Raw genomic sequence first — 19,798 nt, 5'->3', positions numbered from 1 at the left:
CGCGGGCCGAATTCGGTGGCGGGGCGGTCATCGTGCTGCATAGCGTCGTGCCATGACTGCTCACCTCGCTGCGCTCGCGTTCAAAGCGCACGATCCGCTCCGTCTCGCGCGTTTCTGGGCGGGTGTCCTGGGCTGGGAGACGGCGGACGATCCGCACGGGGGCGTGACGCTTCTGCCGGACCCGGACGACGACACCGGTTTCCGGATCCGCTTCGTCGCCTCGCAGGAGGAGAAGACCAAGCAGAACCAGATGCACTTCGACCTGACCAGTTCCTCGTGGGAGGACCAGCAGCGGACGGTGGCCGGGGCGCTGGAGCTCGGCGGCCGCCCCATCGACGTCGGGCAGGGCCCGGACGCGGCGCACGTGGTGCTCGCTGATCCCGAGGGCAACGAGTTCTGCGTCATCGAGCCCGGCAACGCCTTCCTCGCCGAGTGCGGCTTCATCGGCGCGCTGGCCTCCGACGGTTCCCAGGAGGTCGGGTATTTCTGGAGCCGCGCGCTGGAGTGGCCTCTGGTGTGGGACCAGGACCAGGAGACCGCGATCCGGTCGCCGCACGGCGGGCCGAAGATCACGTGGGGAGGTCCGCCGGTCGCCCCGAAGACCGGCCCGAACCGTCTGCTCTTCGAACTCACCCCGGGGCCGGGCGGCGATGTGCAGGCGGAGGTCGAGCGGCTGGTGGCGCTCGGGGCGACGCGCTTGGGCCCGGGCGACGGGTCGGGCGGGTCGGAGGGATCGGAGGGATCGGACGGATCGGGCGCGTCGGGCGGGTCGGGGGCGGTGGCCATGGCCGACCCGGACGGCAACGAGTTCTTCGTGTACGCGCCGGCGGAGTAGTAGCGGATGCGGAGATCCGCGAGCCGGACCATGATCGGAGACATGGGTTGGATCTTGCTGATCATCGTGCTCGCGCTGATCTTCGGTGTCCTGGGTGTCGTGGTCAAGGGTCTCCTGTGGCTGCTGGTCATCGGCATCGTGTTGTTCGTGATCGGTGCCGCGCTCGGGGCGATCAAGTCCCGAAGCCGACGGTGAGCTCCCCGCGGCCGGAGGCGTCACGAAATCCGGGCCTGCCCGGTCTGGGCTGGTGAACAGTCCGAACACCCAGGAAGGCCCGAGAAACATGAAGATCGCCGTCATCGGTGGCACCGGCCTCATCGGCTCCCAGGTCGTCGAGATCCTGACCGCGCAGGGCCACGACGCCGTGCCCCACTCCCCCTCCACCGGCCTGGACCTGCTGACCGGAACCGGTCTGCCGGAGGCGCTCGCGAGCGCCGACGTCGTCGTCAATCTCACCAACTCACCGACGTTCGACGACGCCTCCCCCGCCTTCTTCCGGACCAGCATGGACAACCTGATGGCCGCGGCCAGGGCGGCGGGCGTCGGCCACGCCGTCATCCTGTCCATCGTCGGCGTCGACCAGGTGCCCGGCCTGGTCTACTACCAGGCGAAGGCGCTACAGGAGGAGCTCCTCAAGAACGGCGGCGTGCCGTACTCGATCGTCCGCGCGACCCAGTTCTTCGAGTTCATGGACGCGGCCATGTCCTGGACGGCCGACGCGGACACCGTCCGCCTGCCCGCCACCCCGATCCAGCCGATGGCCGCGGCCGACGTCGCCCGGGCCGTGGCGGAGGTCGCGGCGGGCGCGCCGCTGGAGGGCATCCGGAACGTGGCCGGACCGGACGTGTTCACGCTCGACGAGCTGGGCCGGATCACGTTGGCCGCGCGGGGCGACAAGCGCTCGGTCACGACCGATCCGACGGCCGGGATGTTCGCCGCCGTGCCCGGCGACGTGCTGGTCGCGCCGCAGGACGCGGTGATCGCCCAGACGCACTACCGGGACTGGCTCGCGAAGTAGCGGTGCCGCCGGTACGTCCCGCCTGCACAGGCGTCCCAGAATCAGGTCATGGCCAGCAGGAACTTCACGTTGCGCTCGGCACCGGCCAGCGGGATGCGGACGATCCGCACCCGGCCGTCGCCGTCGGCCGGGCCGGTGACGTCCGCGGCGAACAGCCGCTCCGGGGCGACCGTGTCGCCCGAGCGCGCGGCCTTGATGTACCTGGTCAGCAGCTTCCGCGCTCGACCGGGTCCACTCGGATCGACCGCGCCGCGCGAGCCGTCAGCGCTGCGCGAGCCGTCAGCGCTGCTCGAGCCGTCAGCGCTGCTCGAGCCGTCAGCGCTGCGCGAGCCGTCAGCGCTGCGCGAGCCGTCAGCGCTGCGCGAGCCGTCAGCGCTGCTCGGCTCGACCGAGTCGGCTGCCGCACCGGAGTCCGTCACCTTGTCCCTGTCTGTGCGCGTGGCGCCCCCGGCAGTCCGGGAACGCCACGCAACAGCGGTCACCCAGGTGTCAGGACTGCGAGGCGTCCACGTCGGCGGCGTTCACCCACGCCATCCGGTGGTTGAACTGGATGAGGTAGAACTCAGTCGTACCGACCACCTCGGTCCGGTCCATCGGCGCCGAGCCGTCGATGTTGTAGGCGAACCAGTACTCGCCGTTCACCGCCGGACCGGAGGTCACGTAAGCCTGCCCGGCCGGAATCGAGTACTTGGTCAGCAGCTTGGGCGTGCGCAGGTCGACGGCCGCGATCGGCGGCGGGTAGGCCGACGCCTCCGGGGCCGCGGTGGCGTACACCGGGATCGATGCCAGCCCGGCCTTCGGCTTGACGACCGTCGCGGTGGACGGCATCGCGGAGAAGTTAGTCCAGGGGCTCGCGAACCACGCCTCGCGGCCGCCGTACCAGATGCCGGTCCAGACGCCGTCGCGGGTGATCCTGCGGTCGGCGACGACGAACTTCTGGCCGGTCACGGCCTTGTCACCCCAGTCGTCGGCGGCGTCGGTGCCGGCCGAGCCGTCGGCGTGCAGGTACGGCTCGGACAGCAGCGGCGCGTTCGGGTCGGGGGCGGTGCGCAGCCACACGAAGTTCGTGGCCTGCGCCGGCTGCTCGCCGCACTGGCCCGGCGTCGCGCCCGGCGTGGGGTCGTTGGCCTCGGTGCAGCCGGAGACCACCTGCAGGTTGCCGCGGAAGTCCGGCTTGACGACCACGACCGAGCCCAGCGGGTTGAAGGCCGGGTCGGCGAGGCGGTTCACAGCCGCGCCGGAAGCGCCGGGTGCGCCGGGTGCGCCGATCGGGAACGAGGGCAGGATCGGGGCGCCGAGCAGGTCCATGAAGTGCGACCAGTCCCAGTAGGGTCCCGGGTCCCAGTGCTGCGTGGCCTGGCCGGAGTCCCTGGAGCCGGGCACCTCGTCGTGGCCGATGATGTGCTGGCGGTCCAGCGGGATGTCGTATTTCCTGGCCAGATAGCGGACGAGTTCCGCCGTGGTCTCGTACTGGGCCTCGGTGTACCAGGCGGCGCCGTGGATGGCCCAGCCCTCGTGCTCGATGGAGATCGAGTGCTGGTACACCGACCAGTTGGCGGAGTCCCACGCGATGTCCCGCGTCGGGACCATCTGCGTGACGTGGCCGTCGGCGGAGCGGATCACGTAATGCGCCGAGGCGTAGGCCACCGGGTTCTTGAACCAGTTCACCGAGCCGGCGAAGCCGCCCTCGGTGTCGTGGATCGTGATGTAGCGGATCTGCGAGTGCGCGGGCCGGTCGGCGGGGTCGTAGTTGCCGTAGCTCGTCAGGTCCGCCGGGTCGTTCAGCGCCAGTGCCGCCGGGTTGTAGTCGCAGCCGAGCGTCGGCGGGCACTCCGGAAGCACGGTGCCGTCAGCGGCGGTCGCGGTCTTCCGTGCCGCCGGGGGCGGACCGGACAGGTGCAAGGCGCTCAGCGAAGCCGGGGCGGTCTGCACCGACGGGTCGCCCGCGACCGTCACGCCGCCGACGCTGATCCCCGTGCGCACGCCGTCGAAGACGCGGTCCGCGAACTGCTGAGCGGTCGAGGTGTCGGCGGCGCCGCTGTACTCGGCGACGGCCGCGTACCAGGCTCCCGCCGCAACGGGGGTCTTCCCGCCGTTGAGGGCCTTGGCGTACGACGCCAGCAACGCGGCGCCGGCGCGGATGTTCAGCGTGTCGTCGCGCTTGACGTCGTCGACGCCGGCACCGATCAGCCGGGCCGCGGTGCCCGCGGTGTCGAGGTGGGGATCGGCGGCGATCGCGGCGGCCTTCGCGCTGTCCGGATCGAGGCCGTCCAGGGTCGCGGCGGAGATCTCCGTCAGCTGCATGATGCCGTAGCCGCCGGAGGTGGACGGCTCGCCGCCGTGGTCGTTCCACGCGGACTCCTGGTAGGCCAGCGCCTCCAGGACGCCGAGCGGGACGCCGGACTCGCGGCCGGCCGCGGCCAAGGCGGCCGGCAGGCCGCCGGAGGGCGCAGCCGACGCCGCGCCCGCAGTCGGCGCGGCGGCGACCAACGCGGTCGCGGCCAGGGCGAGCGCGCTTCCGGCGGCCCACATGGTCGTGGCCCTGCGCATCGGCGCACGGCGCCTGGTGTGACTACTCAGCATGGTTCTCCCGGGGTGGTGGCGTCAGAGAGGGTTCTCCCTCACCGGCGCGGCCGGGGATCGCAATGTGTGTATAGCAGCAAATCATGGCTCTGATCAATGCCTCCCTCAAGACGTGCCAACGGAAGGCAGGTCGATCTCGTAGTCCGGACTCTTGTCCGCTCGCCGACGCGCACCTTAACTTCGGGTGAACATCGACCTGACTCGAAGGAGCCGTCACCTCATGTTCGACAACACCGTGAAGCGCTCGACCCGCAAAGTCGCGGTGCTCAGCGCCGTCGTCGCCGCGGCCGTGGTGGCCGGCGGAGGGCTGGCGCTGGCCGACTCCGCACCGCGCAGCGACAAGCAGATCACGAACATGACGACTGAGGTCGCGAACATCAAGGCCTACTACGGCGACACCGTGGACGCCGCCGGGGAGCACTGGCCCTCGGCGCAGAGCAACTACGCGATCCAGGTCGGGGGCATCGAGGGCAAGGCGGAGAAGTACCTGGCCGGCAAGGCCAAGCACGACGGCGACGAGAAGAAGGCCATCATCCTGGACGTGGACGACACGTCGCTGTCGACGTACAACTACGAGTTGGAGACGACGTTCGTCTACAACCCGGTGAGCAACGCGCAGTACATCGCGACCAAGACGATGCCGGCGGTGTTCGGCATGAACGACCTGGCCACGAAGGCCGCCGCGGAGGGCTACACGGTCTTCTACATCACCGGGCGGCCGGAGTCGCAGCGTTCGTACACCGAGGCGAACCTCGGGGCGGTGGGCTTCCCCGCGGCCGGCGCGCAGAACCTGTTCATGAAGAACAAGGACAACCCGCCGGCCTACCTGCCGTGCGGCGCCACCTGCACGACCGAGCAGTACAAGAGCGGTACCCGCGCGCACATCGAGAGCCTCGGCTACCGCATCGTCGCGAACTTCGGCGACCAGCAGAGCGACCTGGCCGGCGGCCACGCCGACAAGACGTTCAAGATCCCGAACCCGATGTACTTCATCCCCTAGCCGAGCAGGGACGATTCAGCGAGGGCCGGGAGTCCACGTCGGACTCCCGGCCCTCGCTGTTGTCACGGTGCTGTCGGGGCCTCGCTCGGCTCGGTCAGGTGCGCGAAGACCTTCGCCAGGAGCGCGTTCAGCTGCTCCCGCTCATCACCGTCGAGCGGCGCGAGCACCTCGTCCTGGACCGCGGCGGCCTCGGCGTCCAGCTCGGCCAGCAGCGCCCGGCCCGCTTCGGTGAGCGTGACCGTCACGCGGCGGCGGTCGGCGGGGTCGCGGACGCGGTCGACGCGGTCGGCGGCGGCCAGCTCATCGAGGATCTTCGCCATGTCACTGGGGTCGACCGCCAGGCGGACGGCCAGCTCGCGCTGGGCGTGCGGGCCGAAATCGGCCAGGGCGGCGAGGACGGCGTGGTGCCACAGGCGCAGGCGGCGCTCGGCGAAGCGCCCAGCGAGCCGGGACCGCGCGGTCTTGCCGGTCCGGGACAGCAGGTAGGTGGTGAGCGCGGTGAGGGAGGGAGGCGGCGCCTGCGGGTCGACCATGGTATGACTATAGGCGACGACCCATGATGGGTGTTCACCCACTAATTTGGAGGACCTCATGGACGCGCTCCATCCCCGGCTGCTGGTGGACCGGTTTCCGGAGATGTTCGAGTTCTACCAGGGCGTGCTGCCGACACTGGTCGGCGCGAAGCTGATCAAGGGCACGGCCGACGGCTACTACGCGAACTGGGACGTGGACGACCAGGCGATCCTGGTGCTGTTCCAGCGGGCGCACATCGCCGCCGTGGTCGGGACCGCGGATCTGCCGAAGCAGGCGGGCGCCGCGCAGGACCACGTGATGTTCGTGTGCCGGGTCGAGGACGTCGACGCCGGAGCGGAGCTGTGCGTGCGGCACGGAGGGACGCTGGTGGCCGCGCCGACCGACCGACCGGACTGGGGACCGACGCTGCGGACCGCGCACCTGCGGGATCCGGAGGGGAACCTGATCGAGCTGCAGTCGTACGCGGGCTGAGCGGAGGACCGCGGGGCGAACGCGGCAGGGCCGGCCGGTGTGACGCCCGCCGCATCGGATTCGAGAGGCGTTCCGGGCGGTGTTACCGTCCACCCATGTCCACCCCCGCCTCCCCCGCGCCCGCTCCGGGGCCCGCCTCCCGCTCCGGGATGCGGGACGCCCTGGTGACCGCGGCGGTGGCGCTGTTCGGGGAGCACGGGTTCGACGCCACGACGATCGACGACATCGTGGCGCGCGCCGGGGTGGGGCGGCGGTCGTTCTTCCGCTACTTCCCGTCCAAGGAGTCGGTGGTGTTCCCCGACCACGAGGGGGCGCTGCGGCAGATGTCGGAGTTCCTGGCCGACGAGGCCGGTTTCGGTCAGGACCCGGTGGCCCGGGTGTGTGACGCGGCCCGGATGGTGTTGGCGATGTACGCCGCCGACCCGGCGTTCTCGCTGGCCCGCTACCGGCTGACTCGGGAGGTACCGGCGCTGCGGACGCACGAGCTGGCGGTCGTGCGGCGGTACGAGAGCGCGCTGGCGGCGTTCCTGCGGGCACGGTTCGCGGGGCGGGCCGACGGCGGTCTGCGGGCCGACGTGGTGTCGGCGGCCGTCGTCGCGGCGCACAACCACGCACTGCGGAGCTGGCTGCGTTCCGGCGCGCAGGGCGACCCGGCCGAAGTGGTCGAACACGCCCTGGAGTGGGTGCGGGCGACGTACTCGGACGACGTGCCGTCGGCTCCGCGTGGCGGGGAAGCCGAGGAGGACGTCATGGTCGTCGTGGCGCGGCGGGGGACGCCGATGTGGCGGGTCGTGCAGCGGGTTCAGGAAGCGCTGGACTGAGGTCCGCCCCTCCACCCCGACTCCGGCGGGTTCGGATACGCCGACCGGCTGATGATCGCCGCCGGGTCGTACTCGAACAGCCCCCACAGCGCGGCGACGGTCGGATGCGCCGGGTCGGCCTGGTACGCGAGCCAGCACGCCCACCGCCCCCGCAGCGTGAACCAGCACTGGACGTGCCCGGGGAGCCAGCGCCCGTCCACGCGGATCCAGATCGCGTTCTCCCGCGGCTCGACCCGTCGGGCGTCCCTCGGCGGCCGCTGCAGCCGCCGAGCGTCCTGCCACGGCCCCCTCAACTCGGGTAGACGCGCAGCCGCCCCGCGCCGTCGTCCTCCACCCGCAGCCGCACCCGCCCCAGCTCGTACTGCAGCAGCGCGGCGACCTCGGGGCCGGCCAGCCCTTCGACGACGACCACCGACAACCGGTCGTCGATGTGGACGGCGGCGGGGTAGGCACCCAGCCGGTCGACTTCGGACGCCACCGCTCGGGCAAGGGGGATGAGGGGTTCCACGCCTCCCGATCCTACTCGAACAAACGTTCGCATCAAGGGGGTGGGGGAGATGGCCCAGGTCGTGGGGTTTGTGCGACTGGACTCGATAGCTGGCACCTTGACCCGATAGCCGGCGCCAAGATCGAGACAAGGGGGCTTCAGCGGCTCCGAGCCGAAGGCCAGGGCCGGGAGCCGATGCCAGGTATCGAGTCACGTCGCCGTTCGGCGCTGACGACCGGCTCGCCGGAGCTTCACGGATATCGCGCTTCCGCCTCGTCACGCAGAATGCTGTAGAGCACCGTGTCGTGCCAGCGTCCGCCACCGAATGCGTGGCTCCGCATCACGCCTTCGCGGGTGAACCCGACCTTCTCGAGGGCGCGTTGCTCGGCGAAGTTCGCCACATTGGTTCCCGCCTCGATCCGGGCCACCTGAGTGTGGGCGAACAGGTACTGCACCAAGAGCCGCTGGGCGGTCGTCCCGTGCCCCTTCCCCCGGTGCTCGGCCAGCAGCGCGATTCCGATGTTCCAGCAGAAGGAACCGCGCGCCGTGATGATCTTGCGCCAGGCGACGAAGCCGAGCACGTCACGGTCGCTGACGACCAGCAGCTGGCCGCCGTCGTCGTCGAGAAGACCGTTGACGGCCCACCTCTTGCGCCAGCGCCCCGGGTCGGCGAACCCGTGCCATTCGAACGGACCGACCTCCTCCGGGTCGATCAGGAATCGCTCCAGCGTCGGCAAGTCGTCTTCTAATATCGGGCGCAGTGCTGCGAGGCTCGTCATGGCCGATCACCATACTGGCCGGGCAGACCTGAACGACGGGTTCGACCTGCTACGGGGCCGCTCGCGACGGCCGGTTCGAGGAAGGATGCCGATGAGCCTTCACCTGTTCGCGGGCGTCTCCGTCGACGACTTCGGTGCCGCGGTGGCGTGGTACGAGAAGCTGTTCGGCGCGCCGCCGTCGTCGTTCCCGCACGAGACCGAGGCGGTCTGGGAGCTGGCGGAAGGCCGCCTGGTCTATGTCGTGCGGCGCCCGGAGCACGCCGGGCACGGGACCCTCACGCTCATCGTCGACGATCTCGACGAGACGATGGACGGCATCGCGGGACGGGGGCTGGAGCCGGTGAACGAGGAGCGCTACGGGGACGGGGTGCGGAAGGCCACGTACACCGACCCCGCCGGGAACGAGGCCGGGTTCGGGGAGGTGCCGCGGTGAAGCGCAGTGCCGGGATCCTGATGTACAAGCTCGAGGCCGGGGAGTTGCGAGTGCTGCTCGTGCACCCGGGTGGACCGCTGTTCGCGCGGCGGGATGAGGGATGGTGGTCGATCCCCAAGGGGGAGTACGTCGACGGCGAGGACGCTGTGACGGCCGCGGTGCGGGAGCTGTGGGAAGAGACCGGAGCGAAGGTCGACGCGGCGCGGCTCGTGGAGCTCGGGTCGGTGCGGCAGAAGAGCGGGAAGGTCGTGTCGGCGTGGTGCGTCGAAGGGGACTTCGACGTGACCAGCTTGGTGAGCAACGTCTTCGAGCTCGAATGGCCACCGCGGTCGGGGGTCTTGCAGGTGTTCCCCGAGGTGGACCGCGGGGAGTGGTTCGGCGTGGAGGCGGCGCGTGCCAAGATCAACAGCGCGCAGGCGGCGTTCATCGACCGGCTGGAGGCGCTGCTCGCCGCTGGTTAGTCCCGCCCTCGTCCCCTAGCCGCTGTGTCGGTCCTTGGTCCCTGGTCCCTGTTCCCTAGTCCCAGCGGACCGGCAGGTGCTTCAGGCCGTTCTGGAAGTTGGACGTCAGGCGCACCGGCTCGCCGTCCGGCCGGATCCGGGGCATCCGAGTGACGACCTGGCCGAACATCGCCCGCATCTGGGTCTTCGCCAGGTGCGCGCCGAGGCAGTAGTGCGGTCCGAAACCGAAGCTGACGTGGTCGTTGGGCGTGCGGCCGACGTCGAAGCGGTCGGGGTCGGGGAACACGGTCTCGTCCCGGTTCGCCGAGGCGTGGTAGACCACGACCTTCTGACCGGCGCGGATCTCGCGACCGCCGAGGGTGACGTCGCAGGTGGCCGTGCGGCGGAACTGCATCACCGGGGGCCAGTGGCGGAGCATCTCTTCGACCGCGGGGGCCAGCAGGGCCTCGGGGTCGCGGCGGAGGCGGTCGAACTGGTCGGGGTGGCGCAGCAGGCAGAGAAGGCCGCCCGGGATGCCGTTGCGGAGGGTCTCGTTCCCGGCGACCGCGAACAGGAAGAACATGTTCTCGAACTCGTCGTCGGTGAGGCCCTCGGCGAGGAGGCGGCCGACTATGCCGCCCCCGTCGCCCCCGTCGCCACCGTCGCGCCGGTCGCCACCATCGCCACCTTCGCCGCCGTCGCCGCTCTGGGCGTGGACGGCGGTGGCCAGTCCGTGTGCGTACGCGTACATGTCCGCCAGTCCGGCGCGCGAGCGCGGGCTGAGCGGCCGCCCGTCGGGCCGCGTCATCGTCGCCGGCCGCGCGGCGAGCGCCTCCCGCCCGAGCGGGCTGAGCGCCTCCGCGTCGGCGGTGCTGAGCCCGGCGTACTCCGCGTCCTGATAGCCGATCACCCGGTTGGCCCAGTCGTAGAGCAGCCGCCGGTCGCGGTCCGGCACGCCCATGATCCGGGCCAGGGTCCACACCGGCAGGTCGGCGGCGACCTCGACGAAGTCGGCGCGGCCGGTGTCGACGACGGCGTCCACGAGCTCCCGCGCGCGGTCCGCGATCGTCTCCTCCAGCCGGCGCACGGCGCGCGGCGTGAACGCGGCGGCGACGATGCGCCGCAGGCGGGCTTGGGCCGGCGGGTCCTGGTTGAGCATCATGGCCCGCACGAAGCGCAGGTCCTCGGGGGTCTCCGGATCGCGGATCTGGGTGCCGCCGAGGTGCGAGGAGAACGTCTCGGGGTCGCGGAGCACGCGCTTGACGTCGGCGTGCGCGAACACGCCCCAGTAGCCGGGCCCCTCCGGCCAGGCCCCGACCGCGGGCTCGTCGATCCAGCACACCGGCGTCGTGCGGCGCAGCTCGGCGAAGCGCTCGTAGGGCACCGCGTGCGCGTAGGTCTGCGGCTGGAAAATCTCCACGGTCACCGGTCCAGCGTGCCGCACCGGCGCGCGGGGTGAAAGCCCGTTACCGCAAAGCGCCTCAGGTCACAGTGCCTTGACCCAGCGAGACCACTCAGGCTGCGGGGCGTAGCCACCGGCCCGCCACGCGTGGTGCGCGAGGGCGTTCCCGTCGAGGACCATGGCGTCGGCCCGGGTGCCGCCGAAAGCGCGGAAACGGTCCTCGGCCGCGGCGACGAGCAGGCGCCCGATACCTTCACGCCTGCGGTCGGGGTGCACGGCGAGGCGGTAGACGTGGCACCGCCAGCCGTCCCACCCCGCGATGACACTGCCGATCAGCTCACCGCTCGCCGGGTCGACGGCCAGGAGCAGGGCCTCGGGATCGCGGGCGAGAAGGGCTTCGAGCGCGCTGGACGAGTCCGCGGGGCGATGCGCGTCCTCGGCGGCCAGCTGCCAGAACCCGAGAACGGCGGCGACGTCGGCGGCCGTGGCGGTGCGGAGGATCGGTTGCGGCATGGCGGCCAGGCTAGGACGGCGCCGACGATCACGGACAGCGGCGACCGGGATCCGGACCCCGTCCCCCGGCTCCGGGCCGGACCGGCTCCGGAACACACCCGACCGAACCGGACGACCCTCGTCCGGCTACTCGTCGTCGCCGATGACCGGTTCCAGCAGCGAGCCGGCGTTGTGCTCCAGCAGGCGCCAGCCGGCGCGGGCCTCGCCGAGGACCGACCAGCAGCAGTTCGACAGGCCGCCGAGGGCGCCCCAGAGCTCCTCGGGGAGGCCCATCATGCGGCCGAGGGCCACGCGGGCCGCGCCGCCGTGGGTGGCGACCACGAGGGTGCCGCCGGGTGGGACCTTCTCCAGGCCCCTGAGGATCGCGGGGACCACGCGGTCGGCGACTTCGCTCTCCAGCTCGCCGCCGCCGCGGCGGACGCGCTCGCCGCGGCGGAAGGCCTCGAACTCGTCGGCGTAGCGGGCGCGGATCTCGTCGTCGTCCAGGCCCTGCCAGCGGCCGGCGTACGTTTCGCGGAGGCCCTCGTCGAGGCTGACCGGGAGGTCGGTGAGGCGGGCCAGGGTCTCGGCGGTGCGGGTGGCGCGGATCAGGTCGGAGGCGACGATGACGCTCGGGCCCAGGCCCGCCAGGACGCGGGCCGCGCGCTCGGCCTGGGCCACGCCCACCTCGTCGAGCGGGATGTCGGTCTGGCCCTGGAACCGGCGCTCCAGGTTCCACGCGGTGCGGCCGTGGCGCCACAGCACCACCTGCCGGGAGCCGGGGGCCGGGCGGCGGTCCACGCCGGAGCCGGAGGGAGCGGTCTCGGTGGGTTCGCCGGCGGCACCGGCCCGGGCCGCGGCGCTGATCGCAGTCGTCGCGGCAGCGGAGGCGGCGGCCGATGCGCCGATCGAGGCCCGGGCCGCGCCGGTCGGCCGCGACGCCGGCTTGGCCGCGCCAGCGCCGGCGGTCGCCCCCGCCGCGCCGGCCCGGGCCAGGTCCCCGACCGCAGTGTCCCGGACCGGAGTGTCCCGGACTCCGGACCCGGTGGCGACGCCGGGCCTCGGCCCTATCCCTATCCCGCTCCCGCTCACTCCTCCGAACCGCCCGCGGCCAACGCTTCGGGTTCGTCGGCCTCGTCGGCCTCGTCGGTACCGGCCTCGTCCGCCGCGCCGCCCGCCGCCGTCGCCGGCCGCTCGTTGCGCCCGTTCGTCACCGACTCCGGCAGCTCGATCAGCGGGCAGTCCTTCCACAGCCGCTCGAGCGAGTAGTACGTGCGCTCCTCGGCGTGCTGGACGTGCACCACGATGTCGATGTAGTCCAGCAGCACCCAGCGGCCTTCCTGCTCGCCCTCACGGCGGGCGGGCTTGGCACCGAGCTCCAGCAGCCGCTCCTCGATGCCGTCGACGATCGCGCGCACTTGGCGGTCGCTGTTGGCGGAGGCCAGGACGAAGGCGTCGGTGATCACGAACACGTCGCTCACGTCGTACGCGACGATGTCGTCGGCCACCTTGTCGGACGCCGCCTGGGCCGCCGCGATGGCGAGCTCCCGGGCGCGGTCGGTTGCGGTCATGAGGGATGTCTTCCGTTCGTGGTTGCTTGCGGGGCGGTTACCAGGATCTCATGCGCGGCGGACGGCTCAGTGGGAGTTACCGGCCGTCGGGCGGCGCGAGGTGGTCGCCTTCGCCGTGCTGGACTTGCCGTCCGCGGGGCTGGTCGCGGCGCCGCCGGGCGGGGAGACCTGGCCGGAGCCGCCCGGCGTGGCGTCCGACGGCGACGGAGCCTGGTCGGCCGGCACCTGGCCGAGCTGCGTCCAGTCCGCGCCGAGCACCACCCGGGCGTCGGTGAGCGTGGTGTCGAACGGCTGCACCTTCACCGCGCCTTCCGGCAGCCCCATCGCCAGGGCCACCTGCTTGCCGAGCGACATCGCGTCCTGGTTCGGCACCAGCACCGTGGTGGTCGGCGTCGGCGCCACCACGCCCTGGTCCACCGGGGTGTAGCCGGTGCCGAGCAGCTTCGAACCGGCCATCGCGCGACTGGAGACGGTGTCCTGCCGCCCGGTGCCGTCGGCCACCGAGACCCGGGTCAGCCCGCCGTCGTCCTTGGCCCGGGCCGCGCCGCCGAGCAGCTGCTTGACCACCGCCGAGGCCTGGTCCAGCTCCATCACACCGGAACCGTCGCCGCGCAGCGGCAGCGTCTGCTGGTCGAAGCGCTTGCCCTGTTCCTCGCCGCCGAGCGCGGTGAGGATCCCGGCCAGCCGGTCGTTGGGCAGCGCCGGGTCCGGCACGGCGGCCAGGCTGTCCAGCACCGCCTGCGTGGTGGCGGCCTGGTGCGGCATCCGCGCCAGCATGCCGTCCACCACCTGGGCGAACCGCGCCAGCTGCTTGGACGGCGCCTCGCCCTTGGGCCGGTAGGTGGCGTAGTACGCGGCCTTGTCCCCGGTCATGTCCTGCGGACCGGGCTGGAACACCGGCTGGCCGTTGGGACCCAGGATCGCGGCGGCCGAGGCCGGGTCGACGTCCACCTTCACGCCGATCAGGTTGTTCAGCAGCGAGGCGAACGTCAGCGGGTCCAGCGACCACACGCCGTCGACGTCGACGCCGATCAGCGTACTGAGCGCGTCCTTGCCGGCCGGGGACGTGGTCGGCATGGCGCCGCCGAACGGCTGGCTGTCCAGCGCCGTGGACTCCACGGTCAGCTCCGACGGGATCAGCAGCGCCGCCCCCCGGGCCTTCGGGTCGGTCTTGCCCGCCACCTCGGTCTTGGCCGCGACCAGCACGACGTTCCCGACGGCGTTCCCGTCCGTGTCCTTGACCTGGAGCAGGACGGTGGTCTGGGTGGCCTTGGGCTTGTCGTCGCCGCTGAGCAGGAACCACGCCCCGCCCCCGACGACGAGCAGCACCAGCGCCACGACCGCGGAGACGAGCCGCACCCGACGGCGGCGGGCCCGCTCGGCCTTGGCGTCACCCTCCAGGAAGTGGAGCCAGTTCGAGATCTCGCCGTCGTTCTCGGGTTCCTTCTCCTCCTTCTCGGGCGCGACGACCGGCTCGGTCATCGGCGGGAAGGAGGGGGGAGAGGTGGGCTGCGCGACAATGGGCTGCTCGTAGGCCGGCTGTTCGTAGGAGGGCTGCTGAGACGCCGGCTGGTAGGACGGCTGCTCGTAGGCCGGCTGTTCGTAGGAGGGCTGCTGAGACGCCGGCTCGTACGAGGGCTGCTGTGCCGGAACCGTCGGCTGATAGAAACCCGAGGAGTTGGGGTCCCTATACGGGGTCGGCGTTTCGGGATAGACAGGTGTCGCGTAACCGTACGACTGCTCCTGGTAAGGAGTCTGCGGCTGCTGCTGGTACGAATCCTGCTGGTAGTACCCCTGGTACTGGTCCTGGTACCCCTGGTCCTGCTCTTGGTACTGATCCTGGTACGAGTCCTGGGGCTGCTGATATCCCCCCGACGGGTAGTACGCCGGATCCGCGTACCCGCTGTACTGGTCGTACGCCGCGGCTTCCTGTTCGGCCCGCTGCACGTACTCCGCCGGCCGCTCGAACTCCCCCGAACCGCGCCGCCCGGTCCCGCCCGGGCTCTGCGCGGCCGCGTACGGGTCCTCCGGAGGGCTGTCGGCGCGCCGCCGCCGTCCGCGTCCCCCACCGCCCCCGGTCGGCGGATCGTTCTCCCCCGGCCAGCTCATGTCGTCCCTGTCCCTGGGGTGTCCCGGTAGAGCCCCCGCTTGTTGATGTACTGCACGATGCCGTCGGGCACCAGATACCAGACCGGCTCCCCGTGCCGGACCCGCTCGCGGCAGCCGGTGGAGGAGATGGCCATGGCCGGCACCTCGACCAGCGACACCTTCCCCGGCGGCAGGCCCGGGTCGGCCAGCTGGTGGCCGGGCCGTGTGACGCCGATGAAGTGCGCGAGGTCGAACAGCTCCTCGGCGTCGCGCCAGGAGAAGATCTGCTCCAGCGCGTCGGCGCCGGTGATGAAGAACAAGTCGGTGTCCGGCCCGCGTTCGGCCGACAGCTCCCGCAGGGTGTCGATGGTGTAGGTGGGCCCGCCGCGGTCGATGTCCACCCGGCTCACCGAGAACCGGGGGTTGGACGCGGTGGCGATCACCGTCATCAGGTACCGGTCCTCGGCCGGGGAGACCCGGCGCTCGGACTTCTGCCACGGCTGCCCGGTCGGGACGAACACCACCTCGTCGAGCCCGAACAGGCTCGCAACCTCGCTGGCCGCGACCAGGTGGCCGTGGTGCACGGGGTCGAAGGTGCCGCCCATCACGCCCAGCCGCGTCCGGCGGCGGCGCTCAGGCCGCGCGGCCTGCGGCTGCGGCGGGACAGGAGGGGTCATGGCGCGTCACCCTACCCGGTCCGGGGCGGGCCGTGGGACTACCGATCCTTGTTCAGACGCGTGGTGATGAACAGCAGCACCAGCAGGATGCCCAGCACGATGGCGCCGTTGAGCGGCGGGTTGATGCCGGAGTGCTCCTTGCCCCCGGCCCCCTCGGCGAGGAGGGCGTTCGCGGCGTGGGCGGCGGAAGTGATGACGACCATGGAGGTCAGCATAGGGGGTGCCGGGGTGGGCGGCCTCGGCAGGGGTGCCTGTCGCGCCGGGACTGTCAGCCGCGCGGGCTACCGCCCGTCACCGGCCCTCGGAGTCCTTGTCGCGGTAGCCGCGCAAGCACAGCCAGGCGATGCCGATGATGAGGGCGACGGCGCCCACGAAGAACCACCGGAGCCAGCCGGCTTCCTGCGGACCGGTGCTGGCCGGAGGCAGCTTGGTCGGATCCGCGAGGTAGAGGGTCTGTGCCAAACGCATGTCTCCACAGTACGCCCCGCTCTCCGGGAACTCCCTGGCAGGTCCGCACGTACCTCCCTAGGAGAGAAGGCTCCTTGCCCGCCGCCGGGGGATCCTACGGGGACACGGTCGGGTCTACTGTGAGCCCAAGACATCACACAAGGGGGTTCCAGGCATGCCGGAACGCGAACGGACCGAGAACTCACCGGAACGGAGCCGCCGGCGCTTCCCCGGGATCAGCTCGCGCGCGTACGAGCACCCCGCCGACCGCACGGCCCTGGTGGCGCTGCGCAAGATCGACGGCTTCGACATCCTGCTGCGCAAGCTCTCAGGCTTCATCGACGAGCGCAAGATCCGGCTGTCCCTGCTGGCCGACGGGGTCAAGGTCGGCGACCAGCAGTTCACCCGCCTGCAGGCGATGCTCCAGGACGCCGTCGACGTGCTCGACCTCGGCTTCCTGCCGGAGATGTACGTGGTCCAGGACCCGCAGCCCTTCGCCTACACGATCGGCATGGACCGGCCCACGATCGTCCTGTCCACCGGCCTGTACGAGCTGATGGACGAGGAGGAGATGCGCTGGGTCATCGGCCACGAGACCGGGCACGTGCTCTCCGGCCACGCCGTGTATCGCACGATGCTGTTCTGGTTGACGAACCTGGCCACCAAGCTCACCTGGATGCCCGTCGGCAAGTGGGGCATCGAGATGTTCATCAACGCCCTGCTGGAGTGGTACCGCAAGGCCGAGCTCTCCTGCGACCGCGCGGGCCTGCTGGTCGAGCAGGACCTGGACGCCGCCATGCGGGCCCTGATGAAGCTGGCCGGCGGCTCCCACCTGGCCGAGATGAACCCGGTCGCCTTCCTGGAGCAGGCCCGTGAGCACGAGGGCGGCGGCGGCTTCCGCGAGTCGGTCCTGAAGCTGATCAGCCTGCAGAACCGCACCCACCCCTACACGTCGATCCGCGCCCTGGAGCTGACGCGGTGGGTGGAGGCCGGCGACTACCAGCGGGTGATGGGCGGAGACTACCCGCGCCGCGCCGACGACCCGCAGGCCAGCGTCCGCGAGGAGGCCAAGGCGGCGGCCGGGCAGTACAAGGAGAACTTCGAGCGGACCACCGACCCGCTGCTGTCGAAGGTGCGCGGCTTCGCCGACGAGGTGGCCGGGGTCGGCAGCCGCATCGGCGAGACGATGTACCGCAAGTGGGGCCCGGGGCGCAACGCCGAGGGCTCGGGCGCGCAGTCCGAGGACGGCGAGGACTGAGACCCGAACCGGGGCTCGCGCCTTCGCTAGAAGAACAAGAACAAGAACACGAACACGGTCCCGGCCCGGAGCGCGATGCTCCGGGCCGGGGCCGTTCCGTCGTACGGGTGACCCGGCGCGTCAGCCGATCTGTGCCTGCTCATAAGCGGCGACCTTGTCGGACACGGCCTTCAGCAGGGCGTCGGCGGGTCCGGACACAGCGGCCTTGTCATGGTCGCCGCCGTCGGAGTACTGGGCACCGACCACGACCACCGACCGCACCGTCATCACGCTGCTGGTGTAGCCGGGAGCGCCGTCGGGCACCGGCGGCACCCCGGAGCCGGCCGGCGGGTCCAGCTCCACCAGCTGATAGTCGAGCCCTCCGATCTTCAGGGCGGCCGCGACCGTGCCGGCGTCCTCAGCCCGCTTCATCGACAGCACCGAGACCGTGAACTGCATCCCGCGGTCCGGGGAGGTGTAGAGCCCGGCGGCGAGCTGCTGACAGCCGGCGCCGGAGAAGACGAGGTCGCCGAGCGCCTGGGTCATGGACTCGGTGCAGGTCAGGCTGACCTTGGTGGTGAGCCGGCGGTATCCGGCGCCGCCCACCGCGATCGAGGCGGGCAACGCCGCCGCGGCGTCGATCGCCGGCCACGGCTTGTCCACGATCGCCGCCCGCGACGGGTCCAGCGAGCCACTGGTGAAGCGGACCGAGGGGAGGTCGCTCGGGCGCGCCCCGCCACCGGCCGGCGGCGGTGAGTCCGAGTCCTTCGACGAGGAGAACAGCTTCGGGCCGCCGATGACGGCGCTGGTGACGAGCATGGCCACCAGGACCCAGACCAGGTTCCGCACCCAGGGCCGGCGGCGCCGGGCCGGCACGGTGGCGACGGGCCGGCCGCCGACCGGATACGGACGCCGGTCCTGCGTCGGGCCGTCAGTCCGCCAGCCGGTGTCCTTGGGCTGTTCCCTCTTCCATCGCTCGGTCAGCTCACGCTGCCGGGCCGACGGCTCCTTGTACGCGGCGCTCTTGGTCGACTCCTTGGTGAACGACCGCTCGAACTCCGCCCACTCCTCGTCGGAGAGGATCGGCCCCTCCCCGGGGTCGTTCTCGTCCTTCTGCTTGGCCACCGACGGCCTTCCCCACCCTGGTTCGAGCACGGCGCCCCCCGCCGCACTGTGGACATGACGGCGGAAGGCTACCTTGATCGGCTGGGCGCCGGAGGGCTACTCGCGGATCTGACCGTCGCCGACCATCAGGTACTTGGTCGAGGTGAGCTCCGGAAGGCCCATCGGGCCGCGGGCGTGGGTCTTCTGCGTGGAGATGCCGATCTCGGCGCCGAAACCGAACTCGCCGCCGTCGGTGAAGCGGGTCGAGACGTTCACGCCGACCGCGGCCGCGTCCACGCGCAGCTGGAAGGCGCGGGCGGCGTTCAGGTCGCGGGTGACGATCACGTCGGTGTGGCCGGTGTTGTAGGCGTTGACGTGGTCGATCGCGGCGTCCAGCGAGTCCACGACGGCCGCCGACAGGTCCAGCGACTCGTACTCGGCGGCGAAGTCCTCCTCGGTCGCCGGGACGACGGCCGCGGAGTAGCCGGCGACCCGCTTGTCGCCGTGCACCGTCACGCCCTTCTCGGCCAGCGCGGCGAGCGCCGCGGGCAGGAAGGCGTCGGCGACGTCGGCGTGCACCAGCAGCGACTCGGCGGCGTTGCAGACGCTGTAGCGCTGGGTCTTGGCGTTGATCAGGATCCGCAGGGCGGTGTCCAGGTCGGCGGAGGCGTCGACGTAGACGTGGCAGTTGCCGGTGCCGGTCTCGATGACCGGGACGCGGGCGTTGTCCACGACGGACCGGATCAGCGCCGCGCCGCCGCGCGGGATCAGGACGTCGACCAGGCCGCGGGCCGCCATCAGGTGGCCGACGGCTTCGTGCGAGTCGCCGGGGACGAGCTGGACGGCGTCGGCGGGGAAGCCGGCGGCGGCCAGCGCGTCGCGCATGACGGCGACGAGCACGGTGTTGGACTCCTTCGCGGAGCTGGACCCGCGCAGCAGGGCGGCGTTGCCGGACTTCAGGCAGATGCCGGCGGCGTCGACGGTGACGTTGGGGCGGGCCTCGTAGATGATCCCGACGACGCCGAGCGGCACCCGTACCTGCCGCAGCTCGATGCCGTTGGGCAGCACGGTGCCGCGCACCGTCTCCCCCACCGGGTCGGGCAGCGCCGCCAGCTGGCGCAGCGCCTCGGCGATGGCGGCGACCCGCTGCTCGGTGAGCGTGAGCCGGTCCACGTAGCCGGCCGGGGAGCCGCCGGCCCGGGCCCGCTCGGTGTCCCGGGCGTTGGCCGCGACGATCTCGGCGGTGCGGGCCAGCAGGGCGTCGGCCATGGCGTGCAGCGCCGCGTCCTTGGCGCCGCGCGGTCGCTGAGCCAGGTCGGCCGCGGCCTTCTTGGCTCGGCGGGCGCTGGCGAGGACTTCGGTCTGCAGATCGGTCATGG

The 19,798-nt window shown here is 71.8% G+C and carries 25 protein-coding genes; 9 read left to right on the top strand and 16 right to left on the bottom strand.

Annotated features, from left to right (window positions below):
- Positions 1-52: 52 nt before the first annotated feature.
- The 3 genes from ABD466_RS21680 (at position 53) to ABD466_RS21670 (ending at position 1,853) form a co-directional block, all read left to right on the top strand.
- Entirely contained in the window at positions 53-835 is a 783-nt protein-coding gene (locus tag ABD466_RS21680) for a VOC family protein (protein WP_344658947.1), read from the top strand.
- 42 nt (positions 836-877) lie between these two features.
- Entirely contained in the window at positions 878-1,030 is a 153-nt protein-coding gene (locus ABD466_RS21675) for a hypothetical protein (RefSeq protein WP_344658946.1), read from the top strand.
- 88 nt (positions 1,031-1,118) lie between these two features.
- A complete protein-coding gene (locus tag ABD466_RS21670) occupies positions 1,119-1,853 on the top strand; it encodes an SDR family oxidoreductase (RefSeq protein ID WP_344658945.1) in 735 nt (244 codons plus the stop codon).
- 41 nt (positions 1,854-1,894) lie between these two features.
- Here ABD466_RS21670 and ABD466_RS21665 read toward each other — a convergent pair whose 3' ends face one another.
- Positions 1,895-2,272, bottom strand: a complete 378-nt coding sequence (locus ABD466_RS21665; RefSeq protein ID WP_344658944.1) for a hypothetical protein — start codon at positions 2,270-2,272, stop codon at positions 1,895-1,897.
- A gap of 70 nt (positions 2,273-2,342) precedes the next feature.
- Positions 2,343-4,403, bottom strand: a complete 2,061-nt coding sequence (locus ABD466_RS21660; protein WP_344658943.1) for an N-acetylmuramoyl-L-alanine amidase — start codon at positions 4,401-4,403, stop codon at positions 2,343-2,345.
- Between the two features lie 253 nt (positions 4,404-4,656).
- On the opposite strand from ABD466_RS21660, the gene ABD466_RS21655 reads away from it, so the two are divergent.
- Positions 4,657-5,436: an HAD family acid phosphatase gene (locus ABD466_RS21655; protein WP_344658942.1), complete on the top strand. Its 780-nt coding sequence runs from the start codon at positions 4,657-4,659 to the stop codon at positions 5,434-5,436.
- A 62-nt stretch (positions 5,437-5,498) separates the two neighbouring features.
- On the opposite strand, the gene ABD466_RS21650 is transcribed toward ABD466_RS21655, so the two are convergent.
- Entirely contained in the window at positions 5,499-5,969 is a 471-nt protein-coding gene (locus tag ABD466_RS21650; protein WP_344658941.1) for a MarR family winged helix-turn-helix transcriptional regulator, read from the bottom strand.
- A gap of 58 nt (positions 5,970-6,027) precedes the next feature.
- Here ABD466_RS21650 and ABD466_RS21645 point away from each other — a divergent pair, with 58 nt between their 5' ends.
- The gene (locus tag ABD466_RS21645) at positions 6,028-6,441 is read left to right on the top strand and encodes a VOC family protein (protein WP_344658940.1); all 414 of its coding nucleotides are present in this window, start codon (positions 6,028-6,030) and stop codon (positions 6,439-6,441) included.
- Positions 6,442-6,536: 95 nt separating this feature from the next.
- Positions 6,537-7,262: a TetR family transcriptional regulator gene (locus ABD466_RS21640; protein ID WP_344658939.1), complete on the top strand. Its 726-nt coding sequence runs from the start codon at positions 6,537-6,539 to the stop codon at positions 7,260-7,262.
- Here ABD466_RS21640 and ABD466_RS21635 read toward each other — a convergent pair.
- The 3 genes from ABD466_RS21635 to ABD466_RS21625 all read right to left on the bottom strand — a co-directional run bounded on the left by ABD466_RS21635 (position 7,244) and on the right by ABD466_RS21625 (position 8,528).
- Entirely contained in the window at positions 7,244-7,462 is a 219-nt protein-coding gene (locus ABD466_RS21635) for a hypothetical protein (RefSeq protein WP_344658938.1), read from the bottom strand. The two genes, ABD466_RS21640 and ABD466_RS21635, sit on opposite strands and share 19 nt — an antisense overlap.
- Positions 7,463-7,551: 89 nt before the next feature.
- Positions 7,552-7,770 (bottom strand): hypothetical protein, encoded by a 219-nt coding sequence (locus ABD466_RS21630; RefSeq protein ID WP_344658937.1) that lies wholly within the window; start codon positions 7,768-7,770, stop codon positions 7,552-7,554.
- Positions 7,771-8,000: 230 nt separating this feature from the next.
- On the bottom strand, positions 8,001-8,528 hold the full coding sequence (locus ABD466_RS21625) for a GNAT family N-acetyltransferase (protein WP_344658936.1): 528 nt from the start codon (positions 8,526-8,528) through the stop codon (positions 8,001-8,003).
- 91 nt (positions 8,529-8,619) lie between these two features.
- On the opposite strand from ABD466_RS21625, the gene ABD466_RS21620 reads away from it, so the two are divergent.
- Positions 8,620-8,961 carry a VOC family protein gene (locus tag ABD466_RS21620; RefSeq protein WP_344658935.1) on the top strand — a complete coding sequence of 114 codons (342 nt, stop codon included), beginning with the start codon at positions 8,620-8,622 and terminating at the stop codon, positions 8,959-8,961.
- The gene (locus ABD466_RS21615) at positions 8,958-9,422 is read left to right on the top strand and encodes an NUDIX hydrolase (protein WP_425558696.1); all 465 of its coding nucleotides are present in this window, start codon (positions 8,958-8,960) and stop codon (positions 9,420-9,422) included. The genes ABD466_RS21620 and ABD466_RS21615 overlap by 4 nt, the downstream gene beginning before the upstream one ends.
- 55 nt (positions 9,423-9,477) lie before the next feature.
- Here the strand turns inward: ABD466_RS21615 and ABD466_RS21610 are convergent, their stop codons facing one another.
- The 8 genes from ABD466_RS21610 to ABD466_RS21575 form a co-directional block, all read right to left on the bottom strand.
- Positions 9,478-10,827, bottom strand: a complete 1,350-nt coding sequence (locus tag ABD466_RS21610) for a cytochrome P450 (RefSeq protein WP_344658934.1) — start codon at positions 10,825-10,827, stop codon at positions 9,478-9,480.
- Positions 10,828-10,887: 60 nt separating this feature from the next.
- Positions 10,888-11,367, bottom strand: a complete 480-nt coding sequence (locus ABD466_RS21605; protein WP_344658963.1) for a GNAT family N-acetyltransferase — start codon at positions 11,365-11,367, stop codon at positions 10,888-10,890.
- A 75-nt stretch (positions 11,368-11,442) separates the two neighbouring features.
- Positions 11,443-12,096 carry a histidine phosphatase family protein gene (locus tag ABD466_RS21600; RefSeq protein ID WP_344658962.1) on the bottom strand — a complete coding sequence of 218 codons (654 nt, stop codon included), beginning with the start codon at positions 12,094-12,096 and terminating at the stop codon, positions 11,443-11,445.
- Positions 12,097-12,383: 287 nt separating this feature from the next.
- Positions 12,384-12,866, bottom strand: coding sequence for a ribosome silencing factor (gene rsfS, locus ABD466_RS21595; protein ID WP_344658933.1), 483 nt, complete (start codon positions 12,864-12,866; stop codon positions 12,384-12,386).
- Between the two features lie 66 nt (positions 12,867-12,932).
- Positions 12,933-14,975 (bottom strand): LCP family protein, encoded by a 2,043-nt coding sequence (locus tag ABD466_RS21590; protein ID WP_344658932.1) that lies wholly within the window; start codon positions 14,973-14,975, stop codon positions 12,933-12,935.
- Entirely contained in the window at positions 14,972-15,631 is a 660-nt protein-coding gene (gene nadD, locus ABD466_RS21585) for a nicotinate-nucleotide adenylyltransferase (protein ID WP_344658931.1), read from the bottom strand. Before nadD ends, ABD466_RS21590 begins: the two co-directional genes overlap by 4 nt.
- A 38-nt stretch (positions 15,632-15,669) precedes the next feature.
- Complete coding sequence (locus ABD466_RS21580; protein ID WP_344658930.1) at positions 15,670-15,834, bottom strand: hypothetical protein; 165 nt, start codon at positions 15,832-15,834, stop codon at positions 15,670-15,672.
- Positions 15,835-15,922: 88 nt separating this feature from the next.
- Positions 15,923-16,099 carry a hypothetical protein gene (locus ABD466_RS21575; protein ID WP_344658929.1) on the bottom strand — a complete coding sequence of 59 codons (177 nt, stop codon included), beginning with the start codon at positions 16,097-16,099 and terminating at the stop codon, positions 15,923-15,925.
- Positions 16,100-16,253: 154 nt separating this feature from the next.
- Here ABD466_RS21575 and ABD466_RS21570 point away from each other — a divergent pair, with 154 nt between their 5' ends.
- On the top strand, positions 16,254-17,336 hold the full coding sequence (locus tag ABD466_RS21570; RefSeq protein ID WP_344658928.1) for a M48 family metallopeptidase: 1,083 nt from the start codon (positions 16,254-16,256) through the stop codon (positions 17,334-17,336).
- Between the two features lie 120 nt (positions 17,337-17,456).
- Here ABD466_RS21570 and ABD466_RS21565 read toward each other — a convergent pair whose 3' ends face one another.
- Positions 17,457-18,440 (bottom strand): hypothetical protein, encoded by a 984-nt coding sequence (locus ABD466_RS21565; protein WP_344658927.1) that lies wholly within the window; start codon positions 18,438-18,440, stop codon positions 17,457-17,459.
- 96 nt (positions 18,441-18,536) lie between these two features.
- Positions 18,537-19,796 carry a glutamate-5-semialdehyde dehydrogenase gene (locus ABD466_RS21560; protein ID WP_344658926.1) on the bottom strand — a complete coding sequence of 420 codons (1,260 nt, stop codon included), beginning with the start codon at positions 19,794-19,796 and terminating at the stop codon, positions 18,537-18,539.
- Positions 19,797-19,798 lie beyond the last annotated feature (2 nt).

It is taken from the genome of Catenulispora subtropica (assembly GCF_039531675.1).
Lineage (GTDB): Bacteria > Actinomycetota > Actinomycetes > Streptomycetales > Catenulisporaceae > Catenulispora > Catenulispora subtropica.
Note: the sequence above shows the minus strand (reverse complement) of the source record. Positions and strands in the feature narration are given on the sequence as shown.